19 protein-coding genes are annotated in these 20,994 nt (G+C 38.8%); 10 read left to right on the top strand and 9 right to left on the bottom strand.

What is annotated here, in order from left to right; all coding sequences use genetic code 11:
* The first annotated feature begins 59 nt into the window (after positions 1-59).
* On the top strand, positions 60-971 hold the full coding sequence (miaA, locus tag BLT94_RS05870; RefSeq protein WP_092231491.1) for a tRNA (adenosine(37)-N6)-dimethylallyltransferase MiaA: 912 nt from the start codon (positions 60-62) through the stop codon (positions 969-971).
* Between the two features lie 139 nt (positions 972-1,110).
* A complete protein-coding gene (locus BLT94_RS05875; RefSeq protein WP_092231494.1) occupies positions 1,111-2,772 on the top strand; it encodes a penicillin-binding protein activator in 1,662 nt (553 codons plus the stop codon).
* On the opposite strand, the gene BLT94_RS05880 is transcribed toward BLT94_RS05875, so the two are convergent.
* Together BLT94_RS05880 and BLT94_RS05885 are read right to left on the bottom strand one after the other, a co-directional pair.
* Positions 2,762-4,081: an ATP-dependent 6-phosphofructokinase gene (locus BLT94_RS05880; protein ID WP_092231497.1), complete on the bottom strand. Its 1,320-nt coding sequence runs from the start codon at positions 4,079-4,081 to the stop codon at positions 2,762-2,764. The genes BLT94_RS05875 and BLT94_RS05880 overlap by 11 nt on opposite strands.
* Positions 4,078-5,061 carry a KpsF/GutQ family sugar-phosphate isomerase gene (locus tag BLT94_RS05885; RefSeq protein WP_092231500.1) on the bottom strand — a complete coding sequence of 328 codons (984 nt, stop codon included), beginning with the start codon at positions 5,059-5,061 and terminating at the stop codon, positions 4,078-4,080. Before BLT94_RS05885 ends, BLT94_RS05880 begins: the two co-directional genes overlap by 4 nt.
* A 215-nt stretch (positions 5,062-5,276) precedes the next feature.
* Between BLT94_RS05885 and BLT94_RS05890 the strand changes: the two genes are divergently transcribed.
* From BLT94_RS05890 to BLT94_RS05905, 3 genes are all read left to right on the top strand, one after another.
* Complete coding sequence (locus BLT94_RS05890) at positions 5,277-5,549, top strand: PxxKW family cysteine-rich protein (protein ID WP_014957880.1); 273 nt, start codon at positions 5,277-5,279, stop codon at positions 5,547-5,549.
* 272 nt (positions 5,550-5,821) lie between these two features.
* Complete coding sequence (locus BLT94_RS05900; protein ID WP_092231506.1) at positions 5,822-7,156, top strand: aminotransferase class I/II-fold pyridoxal phosphate-dependent enzyme; 1,335 nt, start codon at positions 5,822-5,824, stop codon at positions 7,154-7,156.
* A gap of 5 nt (positions 7,157-7,161) precedes the next feature.
* The gene (locus tag BLT94_RS05905; protein ID WP_092231509.1) at positions 7,162-8,946 is read left to right on the top strand and encodes a chloride channel protein; all 1,785 of its coding nucleotides are present in this window, start codon (positions 7,162-7,164) and stop codon (positions 8,944-8,946) included.
* Here BLT94_RS05905 and truA read toward each other — a convergent pair.
* Positions 8,937-9,680, bottom strand: coding sequence for a tRNA pseudouridine(38-40) synthase TruA (gene truA, locus BLT94_RS05910; protein ID WP_092231511.1), 744 nt, complete (start codon positions 9,678-9,680; stop codon positions 8,937-8,939). The genes BLT94_RS05905 and truA overlap by 10 nt on opposite strands.
* 275 nt (positions 9,681-9,955) lie before the next feature.
* On the opposite strand from truA, the gene BLT94_RS05915 reads away from it, so the two are divergent.
* From BLT94_RS05915 to BLT94_RS05925, 3 genes are all read left to right on the top strand, one after another.
* Complete coding sequence (locus BLT94_RS05915) at positions 9,956-11,731, top strand: ExeA family protein (protein WP_092231514.1); 1,776 nt, start codon at positions 9,956-9,958, stop codon at positions 11,729-11,731.
* Position 11,732: 1 nt separating this feature from the next.
* Positions 11,733-12,458 carry a general secretion pathway protein GspB gene (locus BLT94_RS05920; protein WP_092231517.1) on the top strand — a complete coding sequence of 242 codons (726 nt, stop codon included), beginning with the start codon at positions 11,733-11,735 and terminating at the stop codon, positions 12,456-12,458.
* A 163-nt stretch (positions 12,459-12,621) separates the two neighbouring features.
* Positions 12,622-13,848: a DUF4388 domain-containing protein gene (locus BLT94_RS05925; RefSeq protein WP_092231520.1), complete on the top strand. Its 1,227-nt coding sequence runs from the start codon at positions 12,622-12,624 to the stop codon at positions 13,846-13,848.
* Between the two features lie 27 nt (positions 13,849-13,875).
* Here BLT94_RS05925 and BLT94_RS05930 read toward each other — a convergent pair whose 3' ends face one another.
* The 6 genes from BLT94_RS05930 to BLT94_RS05955 all read right to left on the bottom strand — a co-directional run bounded on the left by BLT94_RS05930 (position 13,876) and on the right by BLT94_RS05955 (position 17,843).
* Entirely contained in the window at positions 13,876-14,151 is a 276-nt protein-coding gene (locus BLT94_RS05930) for a hypothetical protein (protein ID WP_092231523.1), read from the bottom strand.
* Positions 14,152-14,270: 119 nt separating this feature from the next.
* Positions 14,271-14,612 carry a hypothetical protein gene (locus BLT94_RS05935; RefSeq protein ID WP_092231526.1) on the bottom strand — a complete coding sequence of 114 codons (342 nt, stop codon included), beginning with the start codon at positions 14,610-14,612 and terminating at the stop codon, positions 14,271-14,273.
* A gap of 5 nt (positions 14,613-14,617) precedes the next feature.
* Positions 14,618-15,130, bottom strand: coding sequence for a hypothetical protein (locus BLT94_RS05940; protein ID WP_092231528.1), 513 nt, complete (start codon positions 15,128-15,130; stop codon positions 14,618-14,620).
* A 17-nt stretch (positions 15,131-15,147) separates the two neighbouring features.
* Positions 15,148-16,779, bottom strand: coding sequence for a hypothetical protein (locus BLT94_RS05945; RefSeq protein WP_092231531.1), 1,632 nt, complete (start codon positions 16,777-16,779; stop codon positions 15,148-15,150).
* Between the two features lie 10 nt (positions 16,780-16,789).
* Positions 16,790-17,395 carry a GTP-binding protein gene (locus BLT94_RS05950; protein WP_092231534.1) on the bottom strand — a complete coding sequence of 202 codons (606 nt, stop codon included), beginning with the start codon at positions 17,393-17,395 and terminating at the stop codon, positions 16,790-16,792.
* A 61-nt stretch (positions 17,396-17,456) separates the two neighbouring features.
* Complete coding sequence (locus BLT94_RS05955; protein WP_092231537.1) at positions 17,457-17,843, bottom strand: roadblock/LC7 domain-containing protein; 387 nt, start codon at positions 17,841-17,843, stop codon at positions 17,457-17,459.
* Positions 17,844-18,103: 260 nt separating this feature from the next.
* Here BLT94_RS05955 and BLT94_RS05960 point away from each other — a divergent pair, with 260 nt between their 5' ends.
* Positions 18,104-20,308, top strand: a complete 2,205-nt coding sequence (locus tag BLT94_RS05960) for an ATP-binding protein (RefSeq protein ID WP_092231540.1) — start codon at positions 18,104-18,106, stop codon at positions 20,306-20,308.
* On the top strand, positions 20,295-20,951 hold the full coding sequence (locus BLT94_RS05965; RefSeq protein WP_245742982.1) for a response regulator: 657 nt from the start codon (positions 20,295-20,297) through the stop codon (positions 20,949-20,951). The genes BLT94_RS05960 and BLT94_RS05965 overlap by 14 nt, the downstream gene beginning before the upstream one ends.
* The last annotated feature ends 43 nt before the right edge of the window (positions 20,952-20,994 follow it).

Here is a 20,994-nt window from a genome sequence, read left to right on the forward strand (position 1 = left end):
GTTATAAAGCGATCAAACAAAGGTTGTCAACACTTATTGAATGAATATATATATTGTTTATGAAGAAAATTATTGTCATTTGCGGTCCCACAGGAATTGGCAAAACAACAGTTGCCATCCGGGTTGCAAAGCGTTTTAACGCGGAAATTATCGGTGCGGATTCAATGCAGATTTACAAGCATATGAATATCGGTACTGCCAAACCAACCTCTGAAGAATTAAAACTGGCACGGCATCATCTTGTGGATTTTATCGATCCAAAAGATGATTTTGATGCAGGTCTATATGTAAAAAATGCAGATCAAGCCATTGAAAAAATTACTGCCTGCGGAAAGATTCCAGTTGTTGTTGGAGGCACAGGTCTTTATATCAGGGCTTTGTTGCATGGTTTGTTCCGGTCAAAACCCATATGTGAACAAACAGTGTCACAATTGACTGCCGAACTTGAAGAAAAAGGCAACCAAAGTCTTTATGAAAAACTTGAAAAGTGTGATCCCAAAGCTGCTCAAAAAATACATCCCAATGATTCATTCAGAGTTATCAGGGCATTGGAGGTGTATCAAACAACAGGTCGTCTGATTTCAGACCGGCAAGACACTCATAATTTTGATGAATTAAGATACAACAGTCTGAAAATAGGCCTTTTCATGGACAGGGAAAAATTATATGACCGCATTAATAAACGGGTTGATCTGATGCTTGAGCAAGGTTTGCTCCACGAAGTCACCACCCTGGCTGAAATGGGATATTCCTTTGACTTGAAACCCATGCAATCCATCGGTTATAAACATATGGCCATGTTTATCAAAAATGAGGTGGATTGGACAGAAGCTGTAAGGCTATTAAAACGTGACACCAGGCGATATGCAAAACGTCAGTTTACATGGTTTCGTCAGGATAAAGATATCCATTGGTTTGAGCCGTCCCAGGTTGATTTGGCTGAAAAACTGATCAAACAATTTTTGACATAGCCTTTTGTTTTTCATATAGTCCATACGCCACAGGTTCACAATGACAAGTTCAGGGATGGGAGCTATGCTTGCCTGACCTCCCGTCTGCTCGAACTTAACTTTTAAAGTTGAGATAATAAATAAAATAAGTGTTAACAATATGAAGCCTAATCATACAAAATTTTTTAATTTTTTTATAATTTTCAATATTATGTTGTGGGTGTCTGCTTGTTCGTACCTGCCTGGAAAGCCTCCCTTTGAAAAAGACAAACTCCCGGTAGAGGCGGATGAACCGGCAAAAGACAAAACAGAACAGGATCAGCCAAAAATATCACTTGTTGAAATTTTATCTGCCGAAGCAGATAAATTTTTTTTGCGGGGAAGTTACAAGGACGCCTTGTTTGTTTATGACCAGGCGCTTGCCCAGGCAACTGAAGATGAAACACCGCAACTGATATCCCGCATTGAATCGGTTCTGGTAAAAACACCGGCAATAACCATAGCAGAGCTTCTGGATACAAAAAATATCCATATTCCCAAACCCCTGTTAATGTATTGGACAGGGCTTAATTTTGCTTTGGAAAACAATGCTGTTAAATCAAAAGAGATGCTTGAAACTTTTTTGTTTCAATATCCTGATCATCCTTATTATAATGATGCAGCTGATCTTGTGGCGGTCATAAAAAAAACTTTTTTCAATAAAGATACGATTGGATGCCTTTTGCCTTTGACAGGAAAATATGCTGTTTTTGGTCAAAGGGCATTGACCGGAATTCAATTGGCCATACAGGAGTTGTCAAAAAAATATTCCAGGGAATTTAAACTCATTATAAAAGATACCAGGGCCAACCCGGATATTGCCATTGAAGGGGTAAGAGACTTACATCAAAAAAACGTTGCAGGGATAATAGGGCCATTGTTAACAGTTAAGCAGGCTGGTCTGGAAGCTGAAAAACTTGGAATACCAATGATTGCGTTAACACAAAAAAGTGCGTTCCCTCTGCAGGGAGAATATTTATTTTCAAACTTCATTACTCCTGAGATGCAGGTACGAACCCTTGGGGCTTATCTGTTTCAGGAACTTGGAATAAAAAAAGTGGCAATTCTCTATCCCAACGAAAAATACGGTAAAAAATATATGGAACTTTTCTGGGATGTTGTTGATGAATATGGTGGAGAAGTTGTGGGTATAGAGCCATATGACGGTAAAAAAACAGATTTTACCAAACCGATAAAAAAACTTACCGGACAGTTTTTCCCGGTTCCGGATTTTCTAAAACCTGAAGCTGTTGAACTTGAAAACAATCCGCTATCAGAAGAGGATGATAATCCAAAAGAAAAAATTCAGATTGATTTTCAAGCCCTTTTTATTCCTGACTCTCCTTCAAATATCAATTTAATACTTCCACAACTTTCATTTAATGATGCTACAGGCATGTATCTTGTCGGAACAAATCTGTGGCATCATGAAAGTCTTTTGAAAGATGCAAAGGGTTATAACAAGCAAGTTATCATAACTGACGGATTTTTTGACAGCAGTCAAAATTTAAAGACAACTCAATTTGCAAAAAAATTCAAAGCGGTCTTTAATACAAAGCCAAAGTTTTTAGAGGCCATATCCTATGATACGGCTTCCATTCTTTTTTTGACAGCCATGGATGAAACGGTTGATTCCCGGGAGACGCTGAAGGATACCCTGCAAGGCAAGCGTATGTTCGAAGGCGTGACCGGAAACACCATTTTTGATGCAAATGGAGTTGCCCATAGGGAGCTTTTTCTTATGACGATTAAAAAAGGAAAATTTGTCGAAATCAGTCGGTAAAAAAAGTATCCTGGCCGGTTGCTTCCAGAATCGACTGCCAGAGTTTTCCCTGGGGGTCAAGATTCTTTCGCTTTCCTGATGCAGCATCCATTGGTACATGAACATAATGGTTGTTCCAGAAACTGATCAATAATTTGGTTTTTCCTGCCATTCCGGCGTGAACTGCGTCCCGGCCGAGAAAACCGCAAAAAACACTGTCATTGGCATTTGCCGGCAGGCTTCTGATAATATAGCTCGGGTCAATATATTTTAATGAAATGGGAATGTTTTTTGCCTTAAACCATTGTGATATTTTTTCTTTGAGAAAAAGGCCAATATCCTGAAGAACAATATTTCCGGAAGGATCAAACTTTTTTTGCTGTTTATCAAATAATTTTTGACCCGCACCTTCGGCCACAATAACAACCGCATGTTTTCGATGAAGTATTCGATTCTCAAGGGCCTGTAAAAAGCCGTTTTTTCCATCCAGGGAAATATCAACCTCGGGAATGAGAACAAAATTAGCATCCTGCTGGGCCAGTGCAGCCGTTGCAGCCAGGAATCCGGAATGCCTGCCCATGAGTTTTACCAAACCGATTCCATTGGGGTATGCAATTGCTTCGTTGTGTGCACCCTTGATGGCAAGGGTTGCGACATCAACTGCAGTATCAAATCCAAATGACCTGGATACCAGGTAAATGTCATTATCAATTGTTTTGGGAATTCCTATAACCGATATCTTTAAATTCCTTTTTTCAATTTCTTCTACAATTCTTTTCGATGCCATTAATGTCCCGTCACCGCCCACCATGAACAGAATGCCGATAGTCATTCTTTCAAGACAATCTACAATCATACCTATATCCTGGGTTCCCCGGGAGGAACCCAATATTGATCCGCCAGTATTCTGAATTCCTGATACGGAATCAGGATTCAAGTTCATTACATCGTGTTGAAAATCAGGAATAAATCCTTGAAGTCCGTGCTTGATTCCATAAATCGTTTTAACATTATAGATGTGGTAAAGTTCCAGGACAATAGACCGGATAATATCGTTCAATCCGGGACATAATCCGCCGCAGGTTACAATGGCGCATTTGAGCTTGCTTGGATCAAAATATATTTTTTCTCTTGGCCCGGCCTGATCAAAGCTGCTGTTTTTTTTTAAATCAGATTGCAGGCGATTTATCTGTACATCAACAATTACCCTTGCATCATCTGAAATAAACCTTTTTTCAGGTTCACCCGGTTTGGTATGCTTTTTAAGCGGAGATATAATTTTTGCTTCTCCAAGAGTGGGAATATCCGTGCAAAAATCAAAGTTTTTCATTTATGCCCTCCATTAAATTGAAAAGATCCTTTTCCAAGAATATCGTGTAAATGTAAAAGTCCGTCAAGCCTGTTTTTCTTATCAACAATGGGAAGTACTGTTATTTGATATTTTTCCATAATATTTAATGCATCATATAAAAAAGATTCCGATGTTAATGTGTGCGGGTTTTTGCTCATGATCGTGTCAACGGGTTGGCTTGCTAAATCATATTGTGTTTTAGCCAGATAATGACGGATATCTCCGTCAGTGATAATTCCCTTAAGTGTTTTGTTCTTGTCCAGAATAATCACTGCACCCAATCTGAATTTATCCATTTCTTCGATGGCCAGCCCCATGGAAGATCCTGTTAATACAGCCGGTGCGGTCGATGCCTCAAACATGATTTCACCAACCCTGCAGGAAAGACGTTTCCCTAAAACACCTCCGGGATGGGATTTCATGAAATCGCTTTTTTTAAATTTTTTCTTGGTGATCAATACAACAGCCAGGGCATCACCCATGGCAAGCTGGGCTGTTGTGCTTGAAGTCGGAGCCATATTAAAGGGGCAGGCTTCTTTTTCAACCCCTGTATCAATGACGATATCACAAAAGTTTGCCATGCTGGAATTGGTTTTTCCTGTGAATCCTGCCGTTTTGCACCCGATTTGCTTGATTACCGGGAGTAATTGATTGAGTTCATTGGTCTCACCGCTGTTTGAAATAGCGATAAACACATCATTCTTGTTCACCATCCCCAAGTCACCGTGAAGTGCTTCAACCGGATGCAGGAACATTGAATTTGTCCCGGTGCTGATAAGGGTGGCAACAATTTTTTTGCCGATCAGTCCTGATTTGCCAATTCCAGAGATGACAACCCTTCCGGTAGAACTGCAAATAATATTAACCAGATCTTCAAAAGAGGTATTAATATTCCGGGTTAATTTTAAAATACTTTCTGCTTCTATTCTTAATACTTCTTTTGCTTTTTCTATTATCATGATTGAACGTTATCTAATCCTTTGTTTTGTTGAAAAGATTGCTGCATTGTTTTTTTATATACAATACTCGAATCTTTTTTCATATAAAAAAATATCCGGACAAACAATCTCAAATATTGACAGTTTTTTAATGCTATGATAGTTAATTAAGGTTATAGTCCTTGAAGGGACTATTTGAAATTCAAACTACAGAATTAAGACACAGGATTATTATTATGATTTGTACAACTATTAGAAAGGGTGATGATTGCGTATTCATGACATCAAAAGGCTGTAGCTATAATGAAGGCGCTTGTCTACCCATTATTGACGAATGCAACGGATGTCAGAGAACAGGGGAGTTTGAAACCGGTGTGTATTGCACTGCTGCTCCGGACCCATCATTGAAATGGAAAAACGGCAATTGTAATATTGCAACACATGTTAAAACCGTTGAAGTAACGAAAAAACAAAAAATCAACCCGATCAAAGCATCTAAAAGAAGATAGTTTTTATATATCAGTTTTATTTAAACTCTGTGGTTTTAGTCTTGATAAAGCTGCAGAGTTTTTTTTTAGGTTAAAGTACGTTTCTAAAGCTTTATCAATGAATTGTTTTTCCGGTTTGTTTGTCTGATAACTGTCACGGGAAGACCCGGCCATTTTTGCGACAATCTGGTCACCTTGGGTTTGCCCACAACAAAATGTGAAAGTCATTGTTTGGATCTTTCAAGGCTTTCATATAAACCATTTTAAGAGAGTGAATTTTTAAAGAGTGAATTATGAATCCGATTGCACAAGAACTAAACAACATTATTAATGGGTCCAACCCACACATTTTTGAAATGCTTTCCAATATGGGAAAAGCCCTTTTTTTTCCAAAAGGCATCCTGAGCCAGAGTGCTGAAGCCAAACAATACGCATTTAAAATTAATGCGACCATTGGTATTGCCAAAGAAGGCAACAGTGTATTGAGTTTGCCGTCAGTCACAAAATATATTAAAGATATTGATCCGGACGATTATTTATCCTATGCCCCATCCTTTGGTGTAATGGATCTTCGAAAAAAATGGAAGTCCGCTATTTATAAAAAAAATCCATCTCTTAAAAATAAAAAAATAAGCCTTCCGGTTGTCACTTCCGGTATCACTCATGGGATCAGTATTTTGTCTGATATGTGGGTTGATTCCAATGATGTGATTGTTTTGCCTGACATGATGTGGGGCAATTACAATATGAGCTTTTGTATCAGAAACAGCGCACGCATTGTTAATTACAAAGCATATGACGACCAGTTGACTCGATTTAATGTTGAATCGTTTGAACAGGTGATCCGTGAGCAGGCAAAGGAAAATGATAAAATTGTAACGGTTTTAAATTTCCCCCATAACCCGAGCGGATATTCTTTGAGTGTGGCTGAAGCCGACAAAGTTGCAAGTATTTTAATTGACGTTGCCCGGCAGGGAACCAATGTGGTCGCAGCGTGTGATGACGCTTACTTTGGGTTGTTTTTTGAAGAAGAAACCAGCAAGGAATCCATATTTTCCAAACTGACAGGGGCAGACAAACGTCTTGTGGCGGTAAAATTGGATGGTGCCACAAAAGAAGACTATGTCTGGGGTTTCAGGACGGGTTTTATCACCTATGGGATTTGTGGTGATGACCCCTATTCGGTTCATAATAATGATGACAATGTTTTGGAAGCGCTGGAGAAAAAGACAGCCGGGTGTATCCGTGGAAATATTTCCAATGCATCCCATTTAAGCCAGACCATTCTTTTAAAATCCATGGACGACATGAATTATGATGCCTATAAACAGGAGAAATTTGAGCTTATCAAGAGCCGTGCATTAAAAATGAAAGAGGTTTTAAAAGACCCTAAATTCAAGGATGCCTTTGATATTTATCCGTTTAATTCAGGATATTTCATGTGTATCCGCCTCAAAGATGTGAATGCGGAACAATTAAGACTCCATCTGCTTGAAAATTACGGCACAGGTTTGATTGCCCTTGGAGAAAAAAATATCCGGGTGGCGTTCTCCTGCCTTGAGGAGAGTGATGTTGAAATATTATTTGATATCATTTTAAAAGGTATTAATGATCTCAGACAAGGTTAATGTCCATGGGTGTGGGAGAAAAGATAGGCTCGGCAGATATTGCAGTTGCCGGTAAGTGGCTGTTCTATTTTGTTTTAATCGGTGTTATTGCCGGGTGCGGTGCCATTGTTTTTCATTATTTATGCGGATTTGGCATGCATTATTTCCTGGATATGATAGCCGGATACAGACCGTCATCTCCGGCAGGAGAACACCTTTTTTTACCCCATACCCAGACTGTGTTCAACAAATGGATACTTCTCATACTGCCTGCTTTAGGCGGTGTTGTCAGCGGCTGGCTTGTTTACACATTCGCCCCGGAGGCAGAAGGCCACGGAACTGATGCCGCCATTGATGCATACCATCATAAAGGCGGACTGATCCGGGGCAGAATTCCCATCATCAAAACAATTGCATCCACCATCACATTGACAACCGGGGGTTCCGGGGGCAAAGAAGGACCTATCGCGCAAATCGGCGCAGGGTTTGGATCTTTTCTGGCCACCAAATTCAAGCTTTCCGAAAGAGAAAGACGGATCATGATGGCTGCCGGTATCGGTGCCGGGGTGGGCAGTATTTTTCGAGCCCCTTTGGCGGGAGCGCTTTTTGCTGCTGAAGTACTCTACCGTGACCCTGATTTTGAATCGGAAGTTATCATTCCTGCGGGTATTTCTTCTGTTGTCGCCTATTGTATTTTCTGTATTGTTTTCGGATGGGGTTCTTTATTTGATTCGCCTGGATTTAAATTTCAAAATCCATTGGAATTGGGGCCGTATCTTGTCCTGGCCGTTATTCTTGTACTCACTGCTGTTTTGTACATTAAAGTATTTTACGGGGTGATTGATCTGTTCAAGAAGTTTTCAATCCCCAACCATTTTAAACCAGCCATTGGCGGATTGATCACGGGTGTTATCGGCTTTTTTCTTCCCTATACCCTTGCCTTTGGGTATGGGATTGCACAAGAGGCTATTTTCAACCAGGTAGCCATCCCCACCTTGATCGCACTGGCCTTGGGAAAAATATTTACCACATCATTTTCCATTGGGTCCGGCGGAAGCGGCGGGGTATTTGGTCCGTCCATTGTCATTGGTGCCGCCATGGGGGGAGCGGTCGGGAAAATCTTTAACCTGCTGATCCCTTCGGTTGTCACTACCCCTGGTTCCTTTGTTATTGTCGGCATGGCCGGCTTTTTTGCAGCGGTATCCAATACGCCGATTTCAACAATAATTTTTATCAGTGAAATGACCAACTCCTATCACTTGCTGTTGCCAAGTCTCCTGGTCTGTTCCATTTGTTATTTGTTGTGCCGGCGATGGACGATCTTTGAAAATCAGGTTAAATCCAGAATTGATTCACCTGTCCATGCAGGAGAGGTGATGATGGATATCCTTCAAACCATGAAAGTTGGAAGTTTAAGACACCTTATCAAAGAAGTCAGATGTGTGAATGAAGATATGCCGTTCAGTGAATTTAAAAAATTCTTTTCAAGTACAAAACAGCACTATTTTCCCGTTATCAACAGCAAGGGTCATTTTTCCGGTATTTTTTCCTCTACTGATATCAGGGAAATTATTTTTACCCCTCATATAGAACAACTGGTTGTCATGAAAGATATAATGGTGTCTGATCTGATTTATACCTTGCCGTCTGAAGATCTGAACACAGTACTCTTAAAGCTGACTCAAAAAAATATTGATGCCTTGCCTGTTGTGGAAGAAAATGATTCAGGCAAACTGATCGGTTTGATTTACAGGCGGGATATCATCTCTCATTACAATGACCATATTCAAAAAATAAAAGATCACGAATAATTCACTTTTTTTAAAAACAATCCATGAGCAGGTGCTGTCGGACCGGCCTTTGTCCTGTCCTTTGTTTCAAGTATTTTTCTAAACTGAGGAACCGTGATTTTATTTAATCCCGCAAGAACAATGGTTCCGATTAGATTTCGTACCATATACCTTAAAAAACCACTGCCACAAATTTTAAAGACCAATCTGTTATTATCTAACACGCAGATATGTGAAAAAAAGATTTCCCGGATGGTTGAAGATCTTGGACTTCCTGTGTTTTCAAAAGATTTAAAATCAAACACCCCTGTAATCTCATTGCAGCATTGATTCATAGCCTCAATATCGAGAGGATGCCGGATATGCCATTGATATGACCTGCCTATGGCGCAAGGATACTCTCTGTTTAAAATAAAATAATGATATTCCTTGGAAACAGCTTTGTAACGGGCGTGGAAATCATTATCCATGATCAGGCATTCCCTGATAACAATTGGTTGCTTGATTACACTGTTAACCCCTTTTTTAAGATTCTGTGGATGGATGTCTGTATTCGCATAAAAATTTGCAACTTGTCCAAAGGCATGAACACCGGCATCGGTTCTCCCTGATCCTGAAATCCTGATATCCTGGTTCAGGATCAGGCTTAAGGCTTTTTCAATTTCATCCTGAATGGTTTTCTTGTCATTTTGTTTTTGCCAGCCAAAGAAATCCGTACCATCGTATTCAACAATGATTTTAAAATTTTTATTCATTATTTCCAATTATATCAATATTATATTGCTTCATTACTTCTTTTAATCCGTTTTTAACCTTATATGAAAGTTTTAAAAAATTCAAACAGCTACTTTCATTTTTTGTTGTGGGCAAACCAAAGTGACCAGATTGTAGTATAAAATGGCCAAGTATGCCTGTGGCAGTTATTACAAAGAAGGTTTAACGATTGCAACAATTTTCTTGACGGTCCTGTTATTATATGGGATGTCGTATCCTGAAGGGTCGTTATGTCTGAACTTATGGAGTAACAAGGATGTATAATGCATTTTTTGATTTCGTTGAAAGACCGTTCAAGCTGGTTCCCAACCCTGAATTTCTGTTTTTAGGAAAAAGCCACGAAGAGGCCTTGGCTCATTTGACCTATTCAACTTCTCAGGGGGATGGATTTGTCGAAATCACAGGTGAAATAGGAACCGGTAAGACAACCTTATGCCGGGTGTTCCTTGAAGATCTGGATAAGGATATTGAAGCGGCCTTTATCTTTAATTCAAAATTGGATTCGGTCCAGCTTCTCAAAGCCATCCTTCGCGAGCTTGGCATTGCCTGTTTTTCTTCCGATCCTGCAGAGTTGACCCTTACCCTGAGCGAATTCTTATTGGAAAAAAAAGTTCGGGGCAAATCCGTGATACTGCTCATTGATGAAGCCCAGAACCTGGGCCGGGAAACTTTGGAACAGCTGAGGCTGTTATCCAACCTGGAAACAACCCGAAGCAAGTTGCTCCAGATTATTCTGGTCGGACAGCCTGAACTGGGGGAAATTCTTGATTCCTATGAAATGCGCCAGCTCAGGCAGAGAATAAACCTGAACTGTCATATTCTGCCCATGACCCGGAAGGAAACCCGGGATTATATTCAGCACAGGATCAATGTGGCATCCCGGAAACCCCGCACACTTTTCACCCGTGCGGCCCTGAATCATATATATGACTATTCCCGGGGAATACCCAGACTGATCAATATTGCTTGTGATCGCTCCCTTCTGGCGTGTTATAGCCTTAATCAAAAGAAAGTGACAGCTGCCATGGTCAAAATAGCGGTCAGGGAACTTGTACCCCGAAAATCCGTCCAAACCAGGTATGAGTCCTTCATAGAAAAGAGATCAACGGCTGTTTTCTCCATCATTATTGCTGCTGTTTTTTTTCTGGTGGTCTTTAAGGGAATCCCTTCAAGATGGATACCCGAGATAAAATTTAAAAACAGCACTGCAAAGACAATCAACGCTCCGGAAGCCATACCAAAGCTTTTAAAACCGGTGGATGGTGTGAAAACTCATTTGGTTTTGAAAAAAACAGCGCCACCATCGAACCCAGTTTTTTTTTCAGTTCCGCTTATTGGAAAAGCGGACTTAAAAAAAAATTTGTCAAGTATTAACCAGACTGCCACTCGGGAAAATGTATTTTCTCATGTTGTTTCCCTCTGGGATAATCAATCTTTGATCAGGTTTAATCCCTTGATAAAGCAGATTGAATCTGATCTGAACTTTTTTAACATTGCCGCCACACAGAACAACCTCCAGGTGCTGCACCTTGAAGGAACGATAGATCTGGTTGAAAAATATAATCTTCCCGCCATCCTCGGCTTTGCTTCACCGGATGATTCTGTTAAAGGCTATATCGCCGTTGTCGAGATCACAACGGACAATGAATATGTCATTTTCCCGGGAAATGATGAGAGGCGTGTCAGGATTCGTGCTGATGATCTGCTGCCTTTTTTAACCGGTGATATTTACATTCCCTGGAAAGATAATTTCGGATATGCCGGAATCATATCCATTACCTCGTCTAAGACTTCTATAGTGGCACTCAAATTGTTTCTCGGTCAAATCGGCTTTTCCTCTGTTGATTTGACCCCGGTATATAATGATCCGGTCAAGGAAGCGGTAAAGCAGATCCAGGCAAAATATGGCCTGGTTGAAGACGGTATCGTCGGTCCTTTGACAAAAATCATGATGTATAGTGAAAAAATGGAAAGTTCCATACCCTATTTAGACAAGACCCGTTTTAAGCGCGTTCTATTAAAGGGCACATGAAATGAGTACCATTTTAAAGGCATTGAAAAAGGCAGAACAAGACTGTCCTGATCAGGACTTCAAAAAAATAGCAGCATTGAAATTTAATGTCCGCACCACTCTAAATTCAAGAATGCAACGGCAACGAGGCGGGTTTCCCGTAAACTCAAAATATCTGTTGTTTGTCCTGGGATTTGCGATTGTTGCAATGGCTGCCGCTTATTTAATAGTTTTTGGGAACAAAAAAGCGTTTCAGTCTGAAGATCCCTTTCGAAAAATGGTGCCTCAATTATCCGTTGTGGCCCCGGCTGAACTGAATGACTCAAAACCGCCCGTCAAAAGAGCTATGACTAAATCTTTAGTCCTGCCGACTGCCGGGCTGGAAAACGATACAACCCCTGAATCTGAAAAGATGCCTCCATCACAAATAATAGAAAAAAAGACTTTGGCAACCGTATCCCAACCGCACACCAATCCTGATATAAATCCAGATACAAAAAAAAAGGGCCGTGATGCTATACCTGTTATCACTGCTATCAAGGAAATTTTGCCATTGGAGCAGGGGATTCTCAAAATCCAGGCGATTGCCTGGGCACAAGATCCTACAGAACGAATTGCCGTGATTAACAATGAAATACTGGGAGAAAAAGAATTTGTTCAAGGCTACCGCCTTCTTCATATCAAAAAAGACGAAGTGATTTTGCAATATGAGGGCCGGGAGTATAAACTGGTTTTTAAAATCCGCTAACTGTAATGCCATTATAGAGACTGAAGTCTGAACCAATGCCATCAAGGATGATGATATTGTATTCGCCAAAATATTATGGCATAGTATTTCACTGGCGGTTTTTAAAGCGTATAAAAAGATTTTGGACCGGAACAAGGATAATGAAAGATACAAAAAGGAAATTATGAATCTTCAGGGTGATTTTGAAGGATTAACTCTGGCAAGTATCCTTCAGCTGTTGTGTAATGATCAGAAAACAGGAGTGCTGACAGTAACCTGTGATGATGAGGAAAGCCGGGTTTTTTTTGAACAGGGAACCATTATTTATGCATCCGCCTCTTTGAAGGAGGCAAGATTGGGGTTTCTGATGCGAAATGACGGCATCATCTCAGCGCAGCAACTTCAAAAATGTTTTGCCCTTGCCAGGCAGGAAAAGATGCACCTGGGCAAAATCCTTGTAGAAAAAGGATACATTTCGGTTGATACCTTGAAAAAGTATAATACCAGGCAGGTTGAAGCTATTTTATATAATCTTCTTTTCTGGAAAAAAGGCAGGTTTGAATATAAAGATGCCCGGTTGAACTTAAAGGGCATGATTGTCACACAGCTCAATCCCATGAAGCTGATTCTTGAAGCATCCCGGCGGATTGATGAATTGTCCGTTCTAAAGGAATTTATCCCCAGTGATAAAATGGTCTTTAAAATGTCGGGAAAGGTGCAAAGCAAGGATGAAATAAAGCTCAATGCAAATGAATGGCGGGTTCTTTCTTTGATTGACGGAACCCGGTCGGTCCGTCAAATCATAACTGAAAGCGGATATGATGAATTTGCCGTATATAAAATCTTTTTTTCCGTGATTTCATCAGGCTTGATTGAACAAAAAGAAGAGATTCAACTGGATGATCAGAGCGGGGAAAATGATTTTTCTGCCATTCTGACGGTTTTTAATGATATATTGCAAGCCATTAAGAAAAATATTGCTGATGAACTCGGGGACAGATGCTATTCATTGTTTGAAGAAATCAAGCCCTGTCTTGCCATTGAATTTAAAGATGTCCTCAGGGAATATCACCCGGATAACCATAAAAATTCAAATCTTCAGGCCATTACTACTGCGTTGGATAAAATGGAATTTGTTGAAGATCCAAATGAATTTTTAATCATGGGATTTACCGAATATTGCACACAGCTATTAAAAAAGGCAGGGCAAATTCTGGGATCACAACCCCTGATAAAAATTCTGAATGATATTGAAAAAGTGCTGGGATATGTAAAAAAATATCAGGCCGGCTCAAAAGAAAAAAGTAAAATCGTCAATGACATGAAAAATGTTATTGCACAACTTTATTCTGAATTTAAAACAGATAAAAAAAGTGGATTCAAAAGAGGTATGTTTTCCTTTTTTTCCTGATGCCTGCTTCCTGATGCCTGCCGATTGCTAAGAGGCTGCCACTTTTGTCCCACCATAGGCTAAAAAGGACAGCGCGGCTGTTCTGAACAATGCCTTGATAATTTCAAGTACATCCGTATCCACTAATTGATCAAAAATGATAACATAATCGGCAATAAACAATAGGCACACCGTTATCAGGATCAGGTTGATGACGGTTCCGACTTTTCCACCGGCATATTTGATTCTGGCCGTGTTGAAAACAAATATAATAATGAGATATATTATAAGGGTGAAAATCAGAATAATGGTTTGTGCTGTCATAAACAATTCCTCTTTGTATGAAAGTTTTGAAAAATACAAACAAAGACTTTCATGTTTTGTTGTGGGCAAGCCAAAGTGACCATATTGTAGTATAAAATGGCCAGGTCTGCCCGTTGCAGTTATTGAGTCTTCTTTTCAAGTTCAAGAAGATCTTTTGTAAATTTTATTATATTTTCCGTCAGAACAAAATTGTCAATAGATTTTTTTTTTATCACTCCAAGATAGTAATCACCAACAGGAAAAATAAAAAAATTTTTCTGATTTTTCCTGGAAAACATGACATGGTTTAATCTGGTTTTACCAATTGCATATGAATTTTTGCCACAGAAAAAAACTATGTCAGCCGTTTTTTCAGGATCTTGAATATCATGGGCTGCAATGTTTCCTTTTTGGTCTACAAAAATATATTGATCTACGCCTGCTACGTTGGTAATTTGTATCAATTCTTTAAGGGGTGGCATTTTGATTATCCCTTTTGTGTCATGATGGTTAAGCTCGACTGGTCCACCATTCTGCCTACAAATTGATCTAATTGATCCATACTGTTTTTGGATAACGGAAAGGATTTGCAGGCAATGATAAGAGCCAGATTGCGGTCAATCATTTTAACCATCAGGTTTCTGTTTGATATTATTAATACCATCTCATGAACATCCTGGTATTGAGCGTGACATACCCAATAGCTTTTTGTCAGAATTTTTCCCAGAATATCCAGGTCTGTTTTTTTTAGAATACCGGGCATATTGTTTTTTAAAACCCCGGTTTTCCTGTGAAAGAGAAAAAATCCAATAATTTCAGGGAAACGCCGATGTAAGTTTAAATCGTCATCTATTTGTTTCAGATACGGTTTTTTGGCAGGTTTTGTGCGGTATGAATTCAGGTAGCGGCAATACTTGCACCTGAACACGGCATTCCCGTCTTTTAACTGTGTGGGGGATAAAATATTTTTTTCCCCACAATCTTCACAAAAGAAAATCATTTGATGTTATTGCGGTTTTAAGAGGTGAACATACCTTTGAATTTTTTCCAAATTCCCTTTGGTTTTTTCCTGTGGGAATCTGAAAAATCTTTATTTGATGCATTGGCTTTGCCCTCATTTTTCAATTGATCCGTTTTTTCTTGATTTTTCAACAGCGTGACAAGTGATGCAATGATTTGAACCAGACACGTTTTTTCGGGATTGGTTTGCCAGCGGTTTTCAAGATAAGAAATGTCTTGCTTGATTGCCATACTGGCGGATTTATCCTTCAGCCATTCCGGGTTTTCAATGACTGACTTCAGCCGGATCAGAAGTTCGATGTCAGGCTCATGATTCAATGGGGCATTTGTATCGGTGTTATGCTGGTGTTCTTCAAAGGAGTCATCTTCGTATTGGAACGGCACGATACCGTCTGCCGGACCATCCTCCTCAATTGTGCATAATTCAATGGTCTGATCTTCCTGATAATCCGGTACAACCCCATTGTCTTCAGAGAAGTCCAGGCTGAAAAACTCATCCAGGCGGCTCCCGATTTCCGGTATGGGTTCGATATTAATTTTCCGGGGTGTGAAGTTTTTTATCCCATCAGATTGTGGATCGCTTGTCTGATCAATCATGTCCATGGCCTGATCCGGGTTTGATTCATTAACGTCAAGCAGATGAATGGCATCTAATAATTCATCTGCCGGAGACTCTTTTATGCTGAAAAGATCATCCATGACATCCCTTGAACCTGCCACTGATATTTTTTTGTTTGTCGATGTCGGAGGTGCCAGGGGATCAGGATCAGGTCTGTTTGCTTTCTGTTGAAGGCTCTCATCTTGTTCGGGAAGCGTGATTAATGGTATGGTGTCATCATCTAAAGCCGATATGCCTGTCTGCTTAATGTGTGATAGAGCCGGTTGTATAAAGTCATCATCGGAATTATCTGCTCTTACATGTATCTGATTTTTTTTGTTGGAAAATTTTTGTTTGATTTCATAAAACCGTTGGATATCGGTTTCCAGGAGGTGCTTTTTATCCGTTAATGCCATGTCGGGCGTATGAACAATTTTTTCAAGATTTTCAAAAACAGAGTGTAAAAAAGATATGGAGTCTGTTGGGGTATCTGCTTTCAGAATGCCGATATATCGTCCGGTAGTGTGAATGATCTTTAAAAAGGTCTGCTGGATTTTATAATTTTTTGATTTTGACAATAAGTGTGTGACAATTTTTTCAAAATTTTTCAAGTTGATCTCGGAAATTTCCCAGTCAATTGCTAAAATAGCTTCTTTCAGATCGTTCAATTCATTATCCGTAAATACTGAGCCTGATGCAATTTTATTTTGTAGAGATTTGTACTTCTGAAGCTCTTTGGATAGTATTTGGTTGATTTCGTCTTTTTCAAGATTCGGGTCATTTGTTATTTTATCAAGCTTTTCTACAATTGAATTCAATACAGGTATGGAATCCGCATGGGCATTGTTTTTTTTTGACCCCAGATATTTTCCCAATGATCGCATCATCTTTAAAAAAGATGTGACAATCGGTGGCTTTCCTTGTTGCAGTTCAAGTTGTGAAACCTGTTTTTGAAACGCGCTGATATCCTCATATGTAATGTTTTTATTCAGGGACTGTATGATTTTTTTAAGTTCAGTTAGAGAATTCAAAAAAACCTCCTTAAAAAAGCTGGTCTTGAATTGATGCCAAAGTTATTGATATGATCTTTTTCAAGGTCAAGATAACGTTACCCCCTTTTAAAGCGCTGGCCTCATAGGCAGGGGCTCGTAAAACGCTGTTCAGATCTTTTTGCATGGTTTGAGAAGATATTATCGGGATATTTGACTCTTTCAGATCTGTTTTATTGTATTGCATGACAAGGGGGATTTTAAACAAATCAATATTATGAGTGTTAAGGTTTTCATATAATTGATTGAGAGATTCAATATTTTTTTTTCGCTGCTCTTTTTGAACATCTGCAACAAAGGTTACGCCGTCAACACCCCGTAATACAAGCTTTCTGGTGGCATTATATTTCACCTGTCCGGGAACTGTGTATAGTTGAATGGTAACGTCAAATCCTTTTATTTGACCCACGTCAAAAGGTAAAAAATCAAAAAAAAGGGTTCGGTCATCCTGTGTTTTCAGGCTGACCATTTCAGTTTTTATCTGATTGCGGTAAGTTTTGTTGATATATTCAAGATTGGTTGTTTTTCCACCTCTGCCGGGACCATAATAAACAATTTTAATCTGAACTTCCCTGGTTTTTAAGTTGATAAGAGCCAAACCTTACCCCTCTTGAATAAAACCAAATGGTAAGATAATTTTATCGTATTGTGATGAGTGATCAGTCATTGGCCAATATAGTATTGATTTTTTTGATGGTTTCAGTCACTTTTAATCTCACCAGTCCCAATGATATGTCTTTGTTGAACATTGTAATCAAAATGGTTTCATCATTGACTTTGCTGAAATGAATACTTGATTTTTCTCCCCTGTGAAACAATAATGAAAATTCGGATTCACCCACCAGCTTTGCCATTGCATCAACCGCTGCAAAATTACCGGCAGCAAGAGCGGCAAAGGCAGTGGAATCCAAATGGCTTTTTCCATTATCATGCTTGGCAATGGTATTTCCGGCCATATCCATAAAGATAACATGATCCAGTCCAGATTCTATAAGGTTGGTATGGATTACATTATCAATAGCGTATAATTGAGTTTGATTAAACATGGCCGGATGTTAGCGCAAAATAATGAATAGTGCAATAATATTAGTGATTTTTTTTTTGGATTTAAGGCCTGTATTTGTGAAAAATATGTATTGCAATCATAAAACAATATATTATCAATCCTTTAAAAATAAATTGGAGAACTTCAGGCTTAATTGAAGAGGAGTTAATGAATTGACTGTTTAAATTTTCCTTGTTGAAACCTGAAACTTGCGATAAGTGTATTAACTCGATTGAATGGTAAATCATGTAAAGGTGTAATGTGTTCGGATTTGGCTTTTCATTGTCCAGGAAACTATTTGTTTTTATCTGCCTGATTTTATTTTTAATCATAGTTCCTTTTTTTTATATCGCCAAATTATCTCTCACCGAGTTTGGAACCTATGCCTATGCTGTAAATAAAAAACAAATAAAAGATATGTCCAATTCTTATTTGTCAAGAATAGTAGCTGAGCAGGCTGATACCTATGATCAGATTTTTAAAAGGATAAAAACAGCATCTGCCTTGCTAGGCAGTAATGCCACAAGTGTTTACCATAACATTGATGTGTTATGCAAAGTGCCGATAAAAGGGACGCTAAATTTTCAAAAGACTCAAGAGAGCCGGATTTTTTTAAATCCTCAACAGGAGCCTGTTGTTATTTGTTACTGGGGAAAAGGCGCTATTGGTGATGAAATAAAAAATGAGCTGAATGCATTGTCCCATTTTGAGCCCATCTTGATGAAAACAAAGGAACTGGTTAGTGAAAGTTTTGCAACTCATATTGTTACAACTTCAGGCATAGGGTGTTATTATTCCTTGGACGCAAAATCGAAAAATGCATGTTATAATTTTCTGGTTTCAACTGAATTTGATCTAAGAAATAGTGAGCCGGCCACTGTTTTTACAAAACAGGAGATCAAATATCGTGATACCCAATGGATAAATATTTATAAAAGTAACGTAATTGATGGATTGTTGCTGACTGCCTCAACACCTATTTATGATCAAACTGGTGAATTAAAAGGCGCCACCGGTATTGATATCCCTGTAGAAAATATTGTCCGTGACTTAACGGAAGGTGCAGTTATTGCCGGTATGAATATTCTTTTTGCATTTCTCCAGAACAGGGAAGGTAAAATTATTGCATTTCCCAGTGAGTTTTTTGACCTTTTTGGGTTGGATATTGATTTGCGTCATGATAAGAATTCAAGTGATATTTTCAACTACAATTTAAAAGATTCTTCAATTGAGGCAATTCAAAGGATTTCTCCAGGTGAGCCTGATTTTCACCGGGGAGTTGTTGAATTGGTGATAAATAATGAAAAATATCTTTTGGCCATTGGCTGTCTGGAATCAGTTGAATGGTATCTTGTCCTGGTGACAAGGGAAGCCGATCTTATTACATCGGTGAATAAAACAGGATTTGCTCTGAAAAAGACTCTTGCTGCAATATGGACGGATTTTATTCGTTACTGTTTATTGATTGTTGTTATTGCTTTGATGCTGGTATGTTTTGCCATACGGATATTCATATCTCCTATAAAACAATTTATAGCCGCCACCCACAGAGTTGCGAGCGGTGATTTCACTTTAATCCCTCAAACCGGTAGAGAAGATGAAGTAGGAAAGCTTTTCCTGTCATTTAATTCTATGGTGGAACAATTAAGAATTTCAGGAAAAATAGAAAATGAACATGCCCTCGAACTTAAACATCGGATCAGATTAAGAACGAATGAACTTGAAAAGAGTAATGCACAACTCATTAAAATTAAAAATGATCTTGAGAAAACAGTTGCAAAACGAACCGGTCAACTTAAAAGATTGAATGAGTATCTTGTTTATACCGAAGAGAGGGAAAGAAAGGCTATTGCGTCCGATCTTCATGACAGTGTGACTCAAACCCTTGCAATGAGTATTTTTAAATTAAAGAATATTCGGGAATCCGGCACAGGCATGGATGAAATGGATTTTTCAGAACTTCAGACGTATCTTGAGCAGGCTATCAAAGAAATCCGTTCTCTGATTTATCAGCTCAGCCCTCCGATCCTGGATGATTTTGATATTGAACTTGCCTTGGGGTTTTTAATAGAGGAAATAAATGCAAAGCACCACAGTCATATCTATTATATAAATAATATTGAAGATCAGGTGAGTCTGGATCAGGCTGTTAAGATTACTTTGTACAGGGCGGTAAATGAGCTGATTTCAAATATTTTGAAGCACTCGGGTTCTAAAAATGCTGAAATTGAAATATTAAATACAAAAGATGCAATCCAAGTAAGGGTTGAAGACAAGGGGGTCGGGTTTGATGTGGATATGGTAATGTCAAAGGACTCTCATGGTTTTGGTTTGCATAGCCTCGCAGAGCGAATGGAAAATTTCGGGGGTAAAATTCAACTGGATTCAAAACCTGGAAAAGGAACAAAAATTTATTTGATCGTACCCGTTTCTTATAACAAAGACAGTGAATATGAAAAAAATTAAGATTATTTTAGCGGATGACCATAGTATCTTACAGGAGGGGCTATGCATTTCCCTGGAAAGGGAAAAAAGTTTTGAAGTCGTTGCAATGGCTGATTCAGGTTACAAGGCCATTGAACTTGCAACTTTTTACCAGCCTGATGTTATTATTATGGATGTCAGTATGCCGGAGCTTAACGGAATGGAAGCAACAAAACAAATTCTTGCCAAGCATCCTGAAATAAAAATTATTGCACTTTCCATGCACATGGAAAAAATTTATGTTACCGGAATGATGAATGCCGGGGCTTCAGGGTATATTTTAAAAATCTGTTCTTTTAAAGAACTGCTTAAATGTATTCAAATTGTTTTGTCTGGAAAGATTTTTTTGTACCACGAGATAAGACACTTGGTTAAAGGTAATGATGGAAATCTTTTTAAGAATAAAAGAGTTTCAGCCTTTTCATTGTTGTCCAGAAGAGAAAGGGAGGTGTTACAATTGATTGCAGAAGGGCACAAGAGAAAAGAAATTGCAAAAAAATTAAAAATCAGTATCAAAACAGCAGATATCCATCGAACACATTTGAAAGCCAAACTCAATATCCACAGCGTGCCTGAGTTGACAAAGTTTGCCATTATAGAGGGTGTGACCTCTTCTTTGATATGATTGTGTTGATATTTGTTGGTTTTAATTTGGCAAACTGACACAT

The sequence above is a fragment of the Desulfobacula phenolica genome (genome assembly GCF_900105645.1).
Classification (GTDB): Bacteria; Desulfobacterota; Desulfobacteria; order Desulfobacterales; family Desulfobacteraceae; genus Desulfobacula; species Desulfobacula toluolica.

Coding starts and splice junctions, on each gene's coding strand:
- miaA (WP_092231491.1), top strand. CDS start 60: ATGAAGAAAATTATTGTCATTTGCGGTCCCACAGGAATTGGCAAAACA.
- BLT94_RS05875 (WP_092231494.1), top strand. CDS start 1,111: ATGAAGCCTAATCATACAAAATTTTTTAATTTTTTTATAATTTTCAAT.
- BLT94_RS05880 (WP_092231497.1), bottom strand. CDS start 4,081: ATGAAAAACTTTGATTTTTGCACGGATATTCCCACTCTTGGAGAAGCA.
- BLT94_RS05885 (WP_092231500.1), bottom strand. CDS start 5,061: ATGATAATAGAAAAAGCAAAAGAAGTATTAAGAATAGAAGCAGAAAGT.
- BLT94_RS05890 (WP_014957880.1), top strand. CDS start 5,277: ATGATTTGTACAACTATTAGAAAGGGTGATGATTGCGTATTCATGACA.
- BLT94_RS05900 (WP_092231506.1), top strand. CDS start 5,822: ATGAATCCGATTGCACAAGAACTAAACAACATTATTAATGGGTCCAAC.
- BLT94_RS05905 (WP_092231509.1), top strand. CDS start 7,162: ATGGGTGTGGGAGAAAAGATAGGCTCGGCAGATATTGCAGTTGCCGGT.
- truA (WP_092231511.1), bottom strand. CDS start 9,680: ATGAATAAAAATTTTAAAATCATTGTTGAATACGATGGTACGGATTTC.
- BLT94_RS05915 (WP_092231514.1), top strand. CDS start 9,956: ATGTATAATGCATTTTTTGATTTCGTTGAAAGACCGTTCAAGCTGGTT.
- BLT94_RS05920 (WP_092231517.1), top strand. CDS start 11,733: ATGAGTACCATTTTAAAGGCATTGAAAAAGGCAGAACAAGACTGTCCT.
- BLT94_RS05925 (WP_092231520.1), top strand. CDS start 12,622: ATGAATCTTCAGGGTGATTTTGAAGGATTAACTCTGGCAAGTATCCTT.
- BLT94_RS05930 (WP_092231523.1), bottom strand. CDS start 14,151: ATGACAGCACAAACCATTATTCTGATTTTCACCCTTATAATATATCTC.
- BLT94_RS05935 (WP_092231526.1), bottom strand. CDS start 14,612: ATGCCACCCCTTAAAGAATTGATACAAATTACCAACGTAGCAGGCGTA.
- BLT94_RS05940 (WP_092231528.1), bottom strand. CDS start 15,130: ATGATTTTCTTTTGTGAAGATTGTGGGGAAAAAAATATTTTATCCCCC.
- BLT94_RS05955 (WP_092231537.1), bottom strand. CDS start 17,843: ATGTTTAATCAAACTCAATTATACGCTATTGATAATGTAATCCATACC.
- BLT94_RS05965 (WP_245742982.1), top strand. CDS start 20,295: ATGAAAAAAATTAAGATTATTTTAGCGGATGACCATAGTATCTTACAG.